Genomic DNA, 15,502 nt, shown 5'->3' on the forward strand with positions numbered 1-15,502 from the left:
AGCGGCAAACAGCTCTGCAGGCCGTTTCCCGCCAATAGAACCAAATGGTTAAAGTCTAGATTGACCAAGTCAGTCGATAGCTACCCGATGTCTCGACGGCCTATGTTTTAGAAATGATATTCAGCGCGGACCATCGGTGTCCGCGCCAAACTGCCCGGCACGTTGGACGGATTGCCGAACTTATTGCGCCAATACTGATACTCAAAGCCCGCCTTCAGCTTGCCCGGCTTCAGCCCCGCCGCCGCACTGAAGTCATACATCACCTGCATGTCGATATTGGTCTCCGGTCCGGTCGGCCCGCCAAACTCGTTGCGGCCTTTGGTGCCGATATAGTTCATATACCCTTCGAACGACCAGCCGCTGCCCAGCGGAATACCCCAGGCGGCGTTCAGCATGGCGTGCGTGTCGTAGTCGTAGCGCGAGGTCACGCCAATCGGCTTATTGCTTTCCCATAGCGCCAGCAGGCTGATATTCAGGAAGCCCGGCACATCAACCATCAGCGTCGGACCGGCCACCCACATCAGCTTGCGCGAGGCATAGCTATTGTCATTCTTGTGGTTCCAGTCCAGGCCCAGCGTGAGACCTAAGCCGCGCATGCCGGGGCCTTTGAATTCCTTGCCGCTTATCTTGCCGATGTCCAGAGTGTGGCGATACACCAGATAGGTTTCGGTCGCGCTGTCATCCTTATGGTCGGATTTCAGGATGTCCAGGTTCATGTAAATGCTGCCGTACGTGTAACCGCTGGCATGCGTCAGGTTGATCACGCTTTTGCGGATGTCCTGCGTGTTGTAGGGCTCGGCGAATTTGGTGCCGAAGCGGTAGCCGATGGAGTTGTCCATCCAGTCCAGGGCGAAGGCCGGTTGGGCGGCGCACAGCGCGAAGGCTGCCAGCATTGCGGAACGGGTCATGCATCCTCCTGTTAGCGTAATTTCGGGGTGGCGTCGAGTTTGAACAGTCCCACCACTTCTTCCAGCCTTGCGGCCTGTTCGCTGAGCGACTGCGCCGCTGCGGCGGCCTGCTCCACCAGGGCCGCATTCTGCTGCGTGGTATTGTCCATCTGCGTCACGGCCTGGTTGACCTGGTCGATGCCCAGGCTTTGCTCCTTGCTTGCGCTGGCGATTTCCTGCATCAGGCCCGCCACGTTCTGCACCGAGTTGACGATGTCCTGCATCGCAGCGCCGGCCGAATCAGCAAGCTTGCCTCCGTCCGCCACCTGCTGCACGGATTCGGTGATCAGTTCCTTGATTTCCTTGGCTGCCGCCGCGCTGCGCTGCGCCAGGTTTCGCACTTCGCTGGCGACGACCGCAAAGCCGCGCCCCTGCTCGCCCGCGCGTGCCGCTTCCACCGCCGCATTCAGTGCCAGGATATTGGTCTGGAAAGCGATGCCGTCGATTACGCCGATGATGTCGGATATCTTGTTCGAGCTGGCCGTGATGGTGGCCATCTTCTCGACCACCTGCCCCACTACATTGCCGCCGCGCTTGGCCGATTCGGCGGTGCTGGCCACCAGCTTGTTGGCTTGTTCCGCGTTGCCGGTGTTGTTATGCACGGTCGACGTGAGTTCTTCCATCGCGGCGGCAGTTTCCTCCAGGTTGGATGCTTGCGCTTCGGTGCGTGCCGACAAATCCATATTGCCGCTGGCGATGTCGCCGGTTGCGGCGCCGATCGCGCGGCTGCTTTCGCGCACGCGTAGGATGGTGGCGTTGAGAGATTCGACAAACTTGTTGAAGGCCGCCGCCAGTGCGCCAATTTCGTCCTGCGACTCCACCGGCATGCGGCGAGTCAAGTCGCCGCCACCGCCGGCGATATCTTCCAGCAGTTCGGCCGCATGCGCCACGGGAGCGGCAATTGCACGGGCGATGACAAAGATCGCCAGCATGCCGATGCCGCCGCCGATCACGGCGGCAATCAGGGAAGTCATGGCTGCGCCGCGCGCGATCCCCTCCAGCACTTCCGCTTCCGGCACTTGCGCGACAAGGTAGGCATTCAGCTCGGGAATGAAGGACGATGCCACCAGTTGTTCGCCTTCGGCGCCTTGGAAGCTGTCGGCCACGAAAGCTTCCCCGCCCAGCAAGCGCTTGGCCAGCGCTGGCGTCATGCCACGCATTTCGGCCAGCTGATGCTTGCCGTCCACCATTTGGAGATCGCGGTGAATCAGGATCGTGCCATTGGCGCGCACCAGGAAGACGTAACCGGACCGCCCCAGTTTGTAGTTGCGCACCGCTTCGGCCAGCGCATTGACGGACAGCCCAAGCCCGGCAACGGCTTGCTTGCCACCCGCCGTCTGGGAGCGTGTATTGATGAACAACATATACGTGTCGGCGCTGACATCCTTGTCAATGTCGAGCTGGTAGGCCGAGCTGCCAGACAGGAAGCCGTAGAACCACTGGTCGCTGGCCGCCTTCTCGTTCAGCGTGCGGTCGTAGCCCTTGTCTGTAAAGTACTTGCCGGTGCTGCGCGATACCCAGAATACGGTGGCGGCATTGTTTTTTGTCTTGAGGTTCTTTGCTTCCGTGATCCACGCAGCTACGCCACCGTCCGGCACGCCGGCTTCTTCCCAGGCGTGCAGGAAGGTGTTGTTGGCCAAGGTTTGCGATACCGCCAGCGGCGTGGCGATTTGGCGCAGCACGTCGTTGCGGATGGCCGCCACTTGCGCCGGCAACTCCAGCTTCAGCAAGCGCTCGCGCGCCGCCTGGCTGGTTTTCATGATGCTGAGGGTGGATGAGATGATGATGAACAGCAGCAGGCACAGGCCCATGCTGAGAAGAAGCTTGTGCCGGATGGACAAGCGGCGCAGCAATTCCATTCCAACTCCCCCGAGACAGTTGTTCTGCATGAAGCATAACAACGCCCGGGGGCGGCCACAATCAATCCCGTTGAATGTGGCGGATTCTCACAACAGCGACTGCTACTCGATTACAGCGCGCAGTTCGGCGACTTGCGCGGCCAGCGCGGCCACTTGCTCGCGCAGGGAAGCGACTTCCTGCTCCAGCTGCGCCACGCGGTCGGTACGGCTGCCACCGCCGTCGCCGGCTCCGCCGCCAAATGCTCCGGCGGTCGATTCGCGCGCCAGAGCTTCTTCGCCGCCCAGCAGGTGACCGTAGCGCGGTTCGCGCGAGCCTGGCGCCAGCGGCAGTTTGGACACCAGTGGCGGGTATTTGTCGATCAGGAATTGCAGGCCTGTTTCGACTTCGGCCACCGATTTGAATTCATGCATGCGGCCGGTGCGGGTGCGAATCTCGCCGGCCGTTTGCGGGCCGCGCAGCATCAGGATGGTGAGGATGGCTAACTTGTCCTGCTCCAGCGTCCATTTCATACGCATGCGGTGTTCGTACTTGACCACGCGGGCGCCGGACTGGCTGACCGTGCCCACCAGCTTGCGTTCACCCAGGCGCGCCAGCACGTCGGCCACGGTTTCCTCGCTGATCTGCATGACCGGCTCGCGGCTGGAGAGCTGGTTGCAGCCGTTGGTCAGGGCGTTCAGCGAGAGCGGATAGTTATCCGGCGTCAGGCCTTCTTTTTCGGCCAGCACCGCAAGCACGCGGATTTCAAACGGGTCCAATATTTCGTCCATGTCTTTTCCTTATTCGACCAGTTTGTTGAGTTCTTCGGTATCGAGCTTGTCGCATGGCTTGAGGTCTGGACAGGCCAGGCCAGCAGCCTTCATGGCTGCCGACAGGCGCTCGATCTGTTCTTCCTGCGCCACCGCGTGGGCGATCAAGCTATGCAAGGCTTTCGACAGCGGATCGTCGCCGTTGGCGGTCACGCCGTAGGATGAGAAGAGGCGCGACGCGGGCGATGGCGCCTGCTGTTTCTGCACCAGGTGGGCCGGGTTGCCGACGGCGGTTGCGCCGGCCGGCACGGGCTTCAGCACCACGGCATTGGAGCCGACCTTGGCGTATTCGCCGACCGTGAAGCCGCCCAGCACCTTGGCGCCGGCGCCGACGATGACGCCGCGCTCCAGCGTGGGGTGGCGTTTGGCGCCCGCGTGCAGCGAGGTGCCGCCCAGCGTGACGCCCTGGTAGATGGTGCAGTCGTCGCCGACTTCCGCCGTCTCGCCGATCACCACGCCGAAGCCGTGGTCGATGAAGACGCGGCGGCCGATGGTGGCGCCGGGGTGAATTTCAATGCCGGTGACAATGCGGGCGAGGTAGGAGATAAAGCGGCCCAGCCATTTCAGGCCGTGGGTCCAGCACCAGTGCGCCCAGCGGTGCATGACGATCGCCTGCAGGCCAGGGTAACAGGTCAGCACCTCCCAGCCATTGCGAGCGGCAGGATCGCGCTCGATGATGCTGCGGATATCGTCACGGAGGTGGTCAAACATGTTGGTGCTATGGCGTACTGTTGTTCAGGCGGACATCATAGCGCATCCTCCGCCACCCTGCAGAGCGGCGGAGTAGAGGGTTGGCTCAGCGCAGAGGCGCCAGGCGCTTGTCCACGGCGTCACGGATCAAGGCGAAGAAGGCCTTGTGATGGAACACGTGCATGCCCAGCACCTCAACTTCGGTAATGCCCTGCTCCAGGCGGAAGGCCACACCGAATTTGCGCAAATGCGTTTCGACGGTCGCCATGCGCTCCAGCGTGTTGAGCGGCTGCGCACGGCTCCCCTGGTGTGCCGCCAGGGTGCGCGCAAGACGGGCCTGGTGCAGGCGCAGCATGTCGGCCAGAGGAATGTCCGGATCGAGCGAGAGGACGTCGACCCGCGGACCGCTGCTGAACATGCTCTTGCCGCGGTTGGCAGCCGTCAGCAGCAGCGTGCCGTCTTCCAGCTCGCTGAAAATGCGCACCAGCTGCAGCGTCTTGACGGTTTCCGCCGTCAACGCCACGCTGCCGGCGGCATCGCTCCACAACTGCCCTTGGCATTGGGCTTTCAGCATGCGCGTGTTCCACGGATTGTCGAAGCCCGTCTGCAACTGCAGGCCGCACTCGAGCAGGGCCGGTGCAATCTCGGCGAACCAGGGGTTGACGCCGCCCGGCAGTTTCGCGGCGTCCTGCGGCACCAGCTCGACGGGGTCGAAACTGAGCAGGCCGACGACCTGGTCGGCAATTTTTTCCGCCATGCCGGAAAGCTCGGCCAACTGCTCCGCATCCGGCCCCGCGTCCTGGTCTTCCTGCTGCTGCTCCCATTGCCCGCACAGGGCCTCAAGCTCGGCGTCATCACCGGCATTGCCCATTTCAGGGAAGCGTCCGCGCATCTCCTTCAACTTGGCGGCGGCTTCGCGCATGGCCGCCAACTGGCCTTCCTGCACGGCGCGGCGGCCGCCGGCGCATTGTTCTGCCTCGCGCCGGCTTTCCTCCGCCGAATCGGTAAGGGATTCGCGCTCTTCCTCGTCGGTCGCAGCGGCGGCGGCACGGTCCCAGGCCACTGCGGCCTGGGCGTAGGCGGCGGCCGCCGCTTCGTAACGGGACAAGCTGCGCAGCAGGCCGGCCTGCAGGTCAAGCAGCTCGCCTTCGTCGGCCAGGCCGGGCACGGCGGCGATTGCGTCCAGCGCTTGCATGACTGTGGCTGCGTGATACCGGGTGCCGTTGGCATCTTCGAAGAAACCGGCAGGAATCTGTTCGCTTTCCAGCCAGCCGCTGGCCGAGTGGGCGATGAATTTGGCTTCCGCCTTCAACAGGCCGGCATGCGTGGGATTGGCGGCCAGGGCGGACAGGATGAATTCGTAGGGAAGCCAGGCCGATTCCAGGGCCATGTTTTCCATGGTCGACAGCAGCTGCAGGGTGAACGGGGCGTCGGCGGCATGCGCGGCGGCCAGGGTGCGCAGGGATGCGATTGTTTCGTTCTTGATCTGAAGGGTCAGGGCTTCCAGGCGGGGATCGGGCTCGTAGTCCTCTTCTTCTTCCTCGTCTTCGTCGACTTCTTCGCCGTCCTCTTCGTTGAGGCCGAGCTGCTCTTCGGCCAGTGCGTGCGCCCAGCGGTATTGAATGCGCAGGCCTTTGAGGGCGCTGTCGCGGTCGGATGGGTCGAGGCGCGCTGCTGCCAGCCAGTCGACGCAGGCGCTTATGACTTCGTAGCCGCCTTCCAGAAGGCGCGCTCTGAGGCGGTATGCCTCGGCTTCGCCGGGATGGGCGGCGAGGTAGGTGTCGAGCCGCGCACGCACTTCGTCGTAATCTGCTTCATCGTCGAAAACCTGTTCTACCAGGTTGCCTAGATCTTTCAGGGACGCTGCCATGGGGGCTCCGTTTGTTGGGTTATTTGTCTGCTGCAAAACCGGTAAATCGGTGTCTGACCCGCAGGGTCAGACACCTTTACGCGGCGGCCGCGGCCCCGTGTCAGACCCTGTGGGTCTACCACAGTCTTACCGGTTTTTAGCCTTCGCGAGCAATACGCTGGCGGCGCGCTTCGTACAGGCACACGCCCGACGCTACCGACACGTTCAGCGATTCAACCGAGCCGAACATCGGGATCGATACCAGAATATCGCAGGTCTCGCGCGTCAGGCGGCGCATGCCCTCGCCTTCCGAACCCATGACGATCGCGGTCGGGCCGGAGTAATCGCCTTCGTACAGGCCTTTTTCGCCGTCGTCCGACGTGCCGATCAGCCAGATATCGCGCTCTTTCAGCTCGCGCAGGGTGCGCGCCAGATTGGTCACGGTGATGAACGGTACGGTCTCCGCCGCGCCCGACGCCACTTTCGCGGCAGTCGCGTTCAGGCCCACCGAACGGTCCTTCGGTGCGATCACCGCATGCGCGCCGGCGCCGTCGGCCACGCGCAGGCAAGCGCCCAGGTTGTGCGGGTCGGTAATGCCGTCCAGGACCAGCAGCAGCGGCGGGCCTTCCACCGCGTCCAGCAGTTCATCCAGGTTGCGCGCCAGCGCCAGCTGGGACGCGAATGCGATCACGCCCTGGTGGCGGCGGGTGCCGACGATCTTGTCGAGGCGCTCGGATTCCACCGGCATCACGCGCACGCCGGCCGATTTCGCGTTGGCGATCAGGTCTTTCATGCGGCGGTCGTCGCGGGCCTGGTCGAAGAAGATCTCTTCAACGCTGGAAGCTTCGTGGCGCAGGCGAGAGGTAACGGCGTGGAAGCCGAAAATCATTTTGTTCTTGGACATCGTAGTTCTCAAAATAAGTCCGGCGCCGAAGCGCCGGACGGGTGCTTATCGTTTTTTCTTAGGCTTGGCAGCCTTGGTCACGCGATTGGCGCTGGCCTTCGGCTTGGCTTTGGGCTTGGCGGCTTTGCCGGCCGTTGGCGCCGCCGGTGCATAGGCGGGAGCGGCCTTGCCGCGCTTGGCCGGGGCGCGTGCCGGCGACCGGGTCGGCGCTCGGGTCGGCGCTTCTTCGCGCGCCGAGATCGATGGCGCAGCAGCGCCGCGTGCCGGCTTGTGCTTGCGCGCCGCCGGTTGTTCGCCGTCGTCGAAGCCGTCGAAATCGCCGAGCGAGCCAACCGGGCCGCCGCCTTTGCGGGAGCCCTTCTTGCCTTGCGGCGGCAAGGTCGACACCTCGCTGTCAGCCAGGCGCAGGTCGATCTTGCGCGATTCCAGGTCGACACGGACGACCTGCACATTGACGCGGCCGGTCAGCTGGTAACGCTTGCCGGTGCGTCCGCCGCGCAGTTCGTGGCGGGCGTCGTCATACTCGAAGAAGTCGGCGCCCAGGTCCGTGATGTGCACCAGGCCTTCCACGAACAGCTGGTCCAGCTGCACGAAGATGCCGAAGTTGGTCACGCCCGTGATGATGCCGCTGAACTCTTCGCCCAGCTTGTCCTGCATGAAGTAGCACTTCAACCAGGCTTCCACGTCGCGCGACGCTTCGTCGGCGCGGCGCTCGTTGGCCGAGCAGTGCACGCCCAGCGCGTCCCAGATGGTCAGGTCGCCCTTGGATTTCGCTTCCTTGCCGTCCTGCTTGTCCTTCAATGCCTGGCGCCGCGCGGCGTTGGACACGGTGGTGTTCAGTACCGATTTGTCGCCGATCTTCGGCTCGTACTTCTTGCCGGCCAGGATCGCCTTGATGGCGCGGTGGGTCAGCAAGTCGGGATAGCGGCGGATCGGGCTGGTGAAGTGGGCATAGGCCTCATACGCCAGGCCGAAGTGGCCGATATTGTCCGGGCTGTAGACCGCCTGCTGCATGGAGCGCAGCAGCATGGTCTGCAGCAGCTGCGCATCCGGGCGCTCCTTGATCTTCTTCATCAAGTCGGCGTAATCGCGGGCCACCGGCGTATCGCCGCCGCCCAGGGACAGGCCGAGCTGCTTCAGGAAGTCGCGGACTTGCGTCAGCTTTTCCTTGGTCGGGCCGGCGTGGATACGGTAGGTGCCCGGGTGCTTGTGGCGCAGCAGGAGGTCCGCCGCGCACACGTTCGCCGCCAGCATGCATTCTTCGATCAGTTTGTGCGCATCGTTGCGGGTGCGCGGGATGATCTTTTCGATCTTGCCGGCAGGGTTGCAGACGATATAGGTTTCGGTGGTCTCGAAATCGATGGCACCGCGTTCCTGGCGCGATTTCTGCAGCGCATGGTAGACGTCGTACAGGTTCTGCAGATGCGGCACGATTTCCGCGCGGCGCGCCGCTTCCGGGCCCTTGGTGTTGCCCAGGATGGACGCCACTTCGGTATAGGTCAGGCGCGCAGCCGAGTGGATCACGGCTGGATAGAACTGGTAAGCCTTCAACTCGCCGTCGGCGGTGATCACGGCGTCGCACACCAGGGTCAGGCGGTCGACGCGCGGGTTCAGCGAACACAGGCCGTTGGAGAGCTTCTCCGGCAGCATCGGGATCACGCGGCGCGGGAAGTAGACCGAGGTGCTGCGCTCGATGGCGTCGCCATCCAGGCCGTCGTTCGGTTTGACGTAATGCGATACGTCGGCGATTGCCACGATCAGGCGGAAGGCCTTGCTGCGGCCGATTTTCACCGGCTCGCAATACACGGCATCGTCAAAGTCGCGCGCATCTTCGCCGTCGATGGTCACCAGCGGGATGTCGCGCAGGTCGACGCGCTCGCCCCAATCGGCTTCATGCACCACGTCCGGCAGCTTGGAAGCCTGCTTCAGCGCGGCGTCCGAGAAGATATGCGGCACGCCGAACTTGCGCACGGCGATTTCAATTTCCATGCCCGGGTCGTCCATATCGCCCAGCACTTCGACGATCCGGCCGGACGGCTGCTTGAAGCGGCCCGGCTGCTCGGTCAGTTCAACGCTGACGATCTGGCCCGACTTGGCTTTGCCGACCGCGCCCTGCACCAGGATATCCTGGCTGATACGCTTGTCTTCCGGCGCCACGACCCACGCGCCGTTCTCCTTCAGCAGGCGGCCGATGATGTGGGTGGTGCCGCGTTGCACCACTTCGACAATGGTGCCTTCCGGGCGGCCACGGCGGTCGACGCCGATGACGCGTCCCAGCACCTTATCCCCGTGCAGTACCTTCTGCATCTCGCGCTCGGCCAGGAACAGGTCTTCGCCCGGTTCGTCGGGAATCAGGAAACCATAGCCATCGCGGTGGCTGGACACGCGCCCAGCGACGAATTCGGAGTGATCCGCGAGTACGTAGAAGCCGCCGGTGTCCGAGCGGATCTGGCCGTCGCGCTCCATGGCGTTCAGGCGCCGCGTCAGCACGGCGTGGGATTCGGATTTGACTTTGAGCGACAGCGCCAGCGTGCGCAGGTCGAGCGGCGCCTTGGCGCTACGGAAGATGCCGAGAATCTCTTCGCGGCTAGGAATGATATGAGTGGAGTTCAAAAGGTCTTCAGTAATCTTTTTATTAGTAGGTAGTGTAACAGGAAGGGCCGCGTACAAAAATCTTTCACAAGCCCTTTGACTTCGGCTGAGTTTCCTCTATAATTCTGGCTCTCGCAGCGATGCGGGAACGGCGAGTCGATGTGCAGCGTGGAATGAAAGTTCATCTGGCGCAAAACTCACCAAAGCAGTATGATAGCAGATGTTGTTGCTAATGCCCACGTGGCGGAATTGGTAGACGCGCATGGTTCAGGTCCATGTGCCGCGAGGTGTGGGGGTTCGAGTCCCTCCGTGGGCACCAAAAATTCCGCAGAGAAGCCGCTGATCTTTCAGCGGCTTTTTTGTTTTCCGGCGTCGGATTTCTTGACGCGCCGCCCCTCCTCCCCGTTTCCAGCCCCGGCCAGCAGTCGCCGCGCATGGTTCTTGCGGCAGCCTCCTTACCCATCAATTTGAAGGAGACCGCCATGAAAACCCTTCTCGCCGGCTTGTTGCTGGCTGCCGGCACGGCATCGGCTGCGCCGGTATTCCACTTCAATTACCTCGCCGGCACCTCGATTCAGGCGCAACAAGGCTTCCAGGCCGCCGCCGCGCGCTGGTCGAGCTTATTGAACGACAATGTGACGATAAATTTGACGGTCGGGTTCAACTCCCTTGGCGGCGGCATCCTCGGCCAGGCGGCCTCAGCGGAAGACTTCCATACTTACGCCTCCGTCCGCAACGCCCTCGCGGCCGACGCCACCTCCGCCGCCGATGCAACCGCCGTGGCCCATCTGCCAGGCGGCTCATCGTTCGGCATGCTGATCAACCGCACCGCCAATAACCCCTATGGCGCCGGCAGCCCCATCCCCTACATCGACCACAACGGCGACGCCAACAACCAACTGCTCTACATTGCCAACGCTGAAGCCAAGGCCCTCGGCCTGGCGGTCACGCCGCAAACGCTGCAGGGATGCATCGGCAATTGCGACGGCTTCATCCAATTCAACAGCGATTTCAATTTCGACTTCAATCCCAACAACGGCACCGACGCCAATGCCTTCGACTTTGTCGGCGTGGCCTCGCATGAAATCGGCCACGTGCTGGGCTTCATCAGCGGCGTCGATATCCTCGACTACAACTCGCCCCCGGTCAACGGACCGTTCGAGGACAATGAATTCACCTATGCGTCGACGCTCGACCTGTTCCGCTACTCCGCCGCCAGCGCCGCCCAGGGCGTGATCGACTGGACCGCCGACGCCCGCAGCAAATACTTTTCACTCGATGGCGCCACGGTCGGACCGCAATTTTCCACCGGCGAGAATTTCGGCGACGGCCGCCAGGCCAGTCACTGGAAGGACGACCTCTTCATCGGCCTGATGGATCCAACCGCCGGCATGGGCGAAACTCTGCACATCAGCGGCAACGACGTGCTGGCCATGGACGCCATCGGCTGGAACGTTGCCGCCATTCCCGAACCTTCGGGCTGGGCCATGCTGGGCGCCGGTTTGCTGTTACTGGTGGCGCGCCAGCGTGGTCGTTCCGGCAAACTTTCATAAATGGCTTGACCAACGCGCCTGCAGCCATTACTATGCGTGCCTCGTTGCAGAACAACGCAACAATGCCCACGTGGCGGAATTGGTAGACGCGCATGGTTCAGGTCCATGTGCCGCGAGGTGTGGGGGTTCGAGTCCCTCCGTGGGCACCAAAAATTCCGCAAAAAAGCCGCTGATCATTCAGCGGCTTTTTTGTTTTCCGGAGCCGCAAACGGAAAACGAAGAAAACGCAGAAAGTTGCAGGAAAAAACCAATTAAGGCTTGACCAATCCGGACCCGGCCATTAATATGCGTGCCTCTGTTGCAGACAACACCGCAACGGAGAGTTGAAGAAGTTAGCGCCCACGTGGCGGAATTGGTAGACGCGCATGGTTCAGGTCCATGTGCCGCAAGGTGTGGGGGTTCGAGTCCCTCCGTGGGCACCAAGCGCTACCTTCTGAGACAAATGCAGTACCAGTGCCCACGTGGCGGAATTGGTAGACGCGCATGGTTCAGGTCCATGTGCCGCAAGGTGTGGGGGTTCGAGTCCCTCCGTGGGCACCAAGAATTCCGCAAAAAAGCTCCCTTCGGGGAGCTTTTTTCATTTCCGCGGCGCTTACACCGACAATGCCGCTTCCACTGCCTGCGAAACACTGCGGGTCGGGCGGCCGATCAGCTTCTCCAGCGCCTTCCCATCATCGAACAAGCCGCCGCGCGCTGTGCCGGCATCCGAATCGGCCAGCAACTCAGGCCATGGGGCCGGCACGCCCACGCCAGCCAGCACGCCGGCAAACTCCGCCTGCGGCAATTCGCGGTACACGGCCGCCTTGCCGGACTGGCGCGCTGCTTCCGCGGTCAGTTCCGCCAGCGTGAACGAGGTGCTGCCCGCCAGCTCATAGACCTGCTGCGGCGCTTCGGCCGTCAGCACGGCGACAGCGGCAGCGGCATAATCGGCGCGGGCGGCGGCCGAAACACGCCCCTCGCCGGCGCTGCCAACCATCTCGCCGCGCTGCGCGGCGCCGGCGATGCGGCCGTTGAAGTTCTCGAAATACCAGCCGTTGCGCAGTAAGGAATACGCCAGGCCGCTGGCGCGGATGGCCGCCTCGGTGGCGACATGCTCCTCCGCCAGACGCAGCGGCGAGCTGTCGGCGCGCAGGATGCTGGTGTAGGCCAGCAGCTTCACCCCGGCGCGTTTTGCCGCGTCGACCACGGCACGGTGCTGCGCGGTGCGCTTGTCCACCACATTGGCCGAGACCAGCAGCACGCGCTCGGCGCCCGCCAGTGCGGCGTCCAGGCTGGCGGCATCCTCATAGTCCGCGCGGCGCACTTGCACACCGCGCGCCGCCAGGTGCGCCGCCTTGGACGGGTCGCGCACCGCCGCCACGATGTGCGACGCCGGCACTTTCGCCAGCAGGCCTTCCACCACCAATTGACCCAATGCGCCCGTGGCGCCAGTTACGACGATCATGTTTTTCTCCTTGGTTGAAAACGATGTAGGGCTATAATAGGATCAACACTAACTTTTCGTAAGTACGTACTTTTTGGTAAGTATGGAAAAAACTTCAAAATCCCTGCGGGCCGCCCTCTCCCGCCAAGCCCGGCAGCCGGGCAATGTCCTGGCGCCGGAATGCCCATCGCGGGCGGTCTTAAGCCATGTAACCAGCCGCTGGGGCGTCCTGGTGCTGGTGGTGCTATTGGGCGGCATGCACCGCTTCAGCCAGTTGCGCAAGGAAGTGGGCGGCGTCAGCGAAAAAATGCTGGCGCAAACCCTGGTTGCGCTGGAGGGCGACGGTTTCGTGCTGCGCACCGCCCTGCCCGAGATTCCGCCCCATGTGGAATACAGCCTGACGCCGCTGGGGCGCGAAGTCGCCGAGCGCCTGGAGGTGCTGGTCGACTGGATTGAGGACAACCTGCCACGCATCCTCGCACCTCAGGAAGAAGCCGAGGCAAGCTTGTAATACACTGGCAGAGTGGAACCGAATAACACTATCCTCGTCGCTACCGGTACCAGCCTCGATGTGGCGGCGCTGGAGCTGGCGCTTGCCACGCACCAGTACCGCGTCGAATCGGTCACCAGCGGCGATCACGCGCTGCAGGTGGCGGCTGGCGGCGGCGTCGCCCTGGTATTGCTGGACACCGCCCTGGCAGGCAGCGCCGCGCTCGAACTGACGGGCCAATTGACCCAGGCCGACGCCAACCGCCGCATCCCGGTGCTGCTGATGTCGCACCGTCCCTCCCAGGAGGAACAGCAGCGCGCCGCCCGCGCCGGCGCCGACGGCTATTTCAGCCTGCCGCTGGCCACCACCAGCGTGGTCGACCACGTCCTGTTCGCCCTGCAGGGCCAGCGCATCGGCGGCTTCGACCTGGAGGTGAACTACCACATGATGGCGGCCTCCTCGCCGGATGCGGTGATGCTGATCGATATGGACAGCGGCCACCCGGTCGACCTGAACCACCGCGCCGAGCAGCTGCTCGGGCGAAACGCCCTGGAACTGCTGACCGCTCCCTTGTCGGCCCTGTGCGACCAGGCCGAACTCAATGTCATGATGCAGAGCGTCCTGGCGGGCGAGTTGAAGGTGCACCGTATCGCCTTCCGCCACAGCAGCGGGCGCCCGGTCGACTGCAATGTGCGCGGCGTGCGCATCGCCAAGCCGGGCCGGCGCCTGTTCCATATCCGCATGGTCGACGTCACCGGCACCCAGCGTGCCGAGGCCTTGCGCGTCGGCCAGGAACAGCTGCTGGAAATGATGGCGCGCGGCGTACCGCTGGACGATACGCTGCACAAACTGGTGCGCCTGGTCGAATCCCAGTCGCCGGGCGTGCTGTGCTCCGTCATGCTGCTGGCGGCGGACGGCCAGCATATGCATTGCGCCTGCTGCCCCAGCCTGCCGGCCGCCTACGCCGCCCTGCTGGAGGGCTTGGCGATCGGCCCGGGCGTGGGCTCCTGCGGCACCGCCATGCACCGGCGCGAAGCCGTGGTGGTGTCGGACATCGAAAACGACCCGCTGTGGGCACCATACGCGGAACAGGTGCGCGAATACGGCCTGCGTGCCTGCTGGTCCATGCCCATCATGCAGGACGAGCACACCGTGCTGGGCTCCTTCGCCATGTACTACCGCACCGTGCGCCACCCGGACGCGGACGAACAGCGCTTGATCGGCGTCGCCAGCCACTTGGCCAGCATCGCCATCGAACGTGCGCGGCGCGAGGTGGAGTTGGAGCGCCACCGCAGCCACCTGGAAGAACTGGTCGAAGCCCGCACCGCCGAGCTGACACGCGCCAAGCAGCATGCGGAGCTGACCAATGAGGAGCTGCAAGCGGCGCTGGAGAATCTCAGCCTGACGCAGGAAGAACTGGTCCGGCGCGACAAGCTGGCCGCCCTCGGCTCGCTGGTGGCGGGCGTGGCCCACGAACTGAATACGCCGATCGGCAACAGCCTGGTTACCGCCTCCACCCTGGCCGACCAGACGGCGTCGCTGAGCGGCCAGATCGACGCCGGCATCCGCCGCTCGGAGCTGGACGCCTACCTGGAGCGGGCGCGCGAGGCGGGCGACATCATCCAGCGCAACCTGCAACGGGCCGCAAAGCTGGTGGCAAGCTTCAAGGAGATTGCCGTCGACACCACCGACGCCCAGCGCCGCCGCTTCTTCCTCGACGAGCTGCTGCAGGACATGCTGGCGCCGCTCTGGGCCAGCCTGCCGCAGCCGCGCCCCAACTTGGTGCTGGACGTGGTGCCCGGCCTGCAACTGGACAGCTACCCCGGATCCCTCAGCCAGGCGCTGGCCCACCTGGTCGACAACTGCATCGTGCACGCCTTCAGCACGGCGCCCGGCGGCGAGCCGACGGTCACCATTACCGCCAGCGCCCAAGGCAGCGACGTCCTGCTCTCGGTGGCCGACAATGGCGCCGGCATCGCCGCGGAACACCTGCGCCGGGTATTCGACCCCTTCTTCACCACGCGCCTGGGCGCCGGCCAGTCCGGCCTTGGCCTGTACATCACCCACAATATCGTGACCGGCGTGCTGGCCGGGCATATCACCGCCGCCAGCACCCCGGGCTGCGGCAGCACCTTCACCATCCGGCTTCCTGCCGCCGCCCCGCTATGAAACGCCGCCTCGCCGTCCTGCTGCTGGCCATTACCGCCGCCGGCTCCACCCTCGCCCGCCCGGCCTGGTGGTATCTGTACCAGAGCCGCATCGACGGCCAGCGCGCCTGTTCGCAAACGCCGCTTGGCAAGGGCTGGCTGCAAATGGCCGGGCCGTTTGAAGATCCCCATTGCGAAAAGTTGGTGCGTACTAAATAATGAAGGCAGAGCAAGAAGCAGC

At 63.9% G+C, this 15,502-nt stretch carries 12 protein-coding genes and 4 tRNA genes; 8 read left to right on the forward strand and 8 right to left on the reverse strand.

All coding sequences use genetic code 11. The features are described 5' to 3' along the window. Nucleotides 1–107 precede the first annotated feature (107 nt). The 7 genes from H597_RS0120160 to rnr all read right to left on the reverse strand — a co-directional run bounded on the left by H597_RS0120160 (nt 108) and on the right by rnr (nt 9,669). Nucleotides 108–908, reverse strand: a complete 801-nt coding sequence (locus tag H597_RS0120160; RefSeq protein WP_028103716.1) for an outer envelope protein — start codon at nt 906–908, stop codon at nt 108–110. Between the two features lie 11 nt (nt 909–919). Then, nucleotides 920–2,806: a methyl-accepting chemotaxis protein gene (locus H597_RS0120165; RefSeq protein WP_028103717.1), complete on the reverse strand. Its 1,887-nt coding sequence runs from the start codon at nt 2,804–2,806 to the stop codon at nt 920–922. 102 nt (nt 2,807–2,908) lie between these two features. Next, nucleotides 2,909–3,574 carry a YceH family protein gene (locus tag H597_RS0120170; protein ID WP_028103718.1) on the reverse strand — a complete coding sequence of 222 codons (666 nt, stop codon included), beginning with the start codon at nt 3,572–3,574 and terminating at the stop codon, nt 2,909–2,911. Nucleotides 3,575–3,583: 9 nt separating this feature from the next. Further along, nucleotides 3,584–4,324 carry a serine O-acetyltransferase gene (gene cysE / locus H597_RS0120175; protein ID WP_028103719.1) on the reverse strand — a complete coding sequence of 247 codons (741 nt, stop codon included), beginning with the start codon at nt 4,322–4,324 and terminating at the stop codon, nt 3,584–3,586. Nucleotides 4,325–4,409: 85 nt separating this feature from the next. Next, complete coding sequence (locus tag H597_RS0120180; protein WP_028103720.1) at nt 4,410–6,173, reverse strand: hypothetical protein; 1,764 nt, start codon at nt 6,171–6,173, stop codon at nt 4,410–4,412. 136 nt (nt 6,174–6,309) lie between these two features. Then, the gene (gene rlmB / locus H597_RS0120185) at nt 6,310–7,056 is read right to left on the reverse strand and encodes a 23S rRNA (guanosine(2251)-2'-O)-methyltransferase RlmB (protein WP_035374809.1); all 747 of its coding nucleotides are present in this window, start codon (nt 7,054–7,056) and stop codon (nt 6,310–6,312) included. A 45-nt stretch (nt 7,057–7,101) separates the two neighbouring features. Continuing rightward, nucleotides 7,102–9,669 carry a ribonuclease R gene (gene rnr / locus H597_RS31770; protein WP_083941203.1) on the reverse strand — a complete coding sequence of 856 codons (2,568 nt, stop codon included), beginning with the start codon at nt 9,667–9,669 and terminating at the stop codon, nt 7,102–7,104. A 213-nt stretch (nt 9,670–9,882) separates the two neighbouring features. On the opposite strand from rnr, the gene H597_RS0120195 reads away from it, so the two are divergent. The 5 genes from H597_RS0120195 to H597_RS0120215 all read left to right on the forward strand — a co-directional run bounded on the left by H597_RS0120195 (nt 9,883) and on the right by H597_RS0120215 (nt 11,741). Further along, nucleotides 9,883–9,967, forward strand: a tRNA-Leu gene (locus tag H597_RS0120195). 163 nt (nt 9,968–10,130) lie between these two features. Next, on the forward strand, nt 10,131–11,201 hold the full coding sequence (locus tag H597_RS31775; protein WP_051293955.1) for an NF038122 family metalloprotease: 1,071 nt from the start codon (nt 10,131–10,133) through the stop codon (nt 11,199–11,201). 64 nt (nt 11,202–11,265) lie between these two features. Continuing rightward, nucleotides 11,266–11,350, forward strand: a tRNA-Leu gene (locus H597_RS0120205). A gap of 188 nt (nt 11,351–11,538) precedes the next feature. Beyond that, nucleotides 11,539–11,623 (forward strand) — tRNA-Leu (locus H597_RS0120210). 33 nt (nt 11,624–11,656) lie between these two features. Then, a tRNA-Leu gene (locus H597_RS0120215) sits at nt 11,657–11,741 on the forward strand. A gap of 52 nt (nt 11,742–11,793) precedes the next feature. On the opposite strand, the gene H597_RS0120220 is transcribed toward H597_RS0120215, so the two are convergent. Beyond that, on the reverse strand, nt 11,794–12,645 hold the full coding sequence (locus H597_RS0120220) for an NmrA family NAD(P)-binding protein (RefSeq protein ID WP_028103722.1): 852 nt from the start codon (nt 12,643–12,645) through the stop codon (nt 11,794–11,796). An 82-nt stretch (nt 12,646–12,727) separates the two neighbouring features. On the opposite strand from H597_RS0120220, the gene H597_RS0120225 reads away from it, so the two are divergent. Genes H597_RS0120225 through H597_RS31780 form a run of 3 tightly spaced genes read left to right on the forward strand, consistent with a single transcriptional unit; the run spans nt 12,728 to nt 15,480 of the window. Then, the gene (locus H597_RS0120225; RefSeq protein ID WP_051293956.1) at nt 12,728–13,135 is read left to right on the forward strand and encodes a winged helix-turn-helix transcriptional regulator; all 408 of its coding nucleotides are present in this window, start codon (nt 12,728–12,730) and stop codon (nt 13,133–13,135) included. A 12-nt stretch (nt 13,136–13,147) separates the two neighbouring features. Then, entirely contained in the window at nt 13,148–15,283 is a 2,136-nt protein-coding gene (locus tag H597_RS0120230) for an ATP-binding protein (RefSeq protein WP_028103724.1), read from the forward strand. Beyond that, complete coding sequence (locus H597_RS31780; RefSeq protein WP_035374810.1) at nt 15,280–15,480, forward strand: hypothetical protein; 201 nt, start codon at nt 15,280–15,282, stop codon at nt 15,478–15,480. Before H597_RS0120230 ends, H597_RS31780 begins: the two co-directional genes overlap by 4 nt. The last annotated feature ends 22 nt before the right edge of the window (nt 15,481–15,502 follow it).

The organism is Pseudoduganella violaceinigra DSM 15887 (assembly GCF_000425385.1).
Taxonomy (GTDB): domain Bacteria; phylum Pseudomonadota; class Gammaproteobacteria; order Burkholderiales; family Burkholderiaceae_D; genus Rugamonas; species Rugamonas violaceinigra.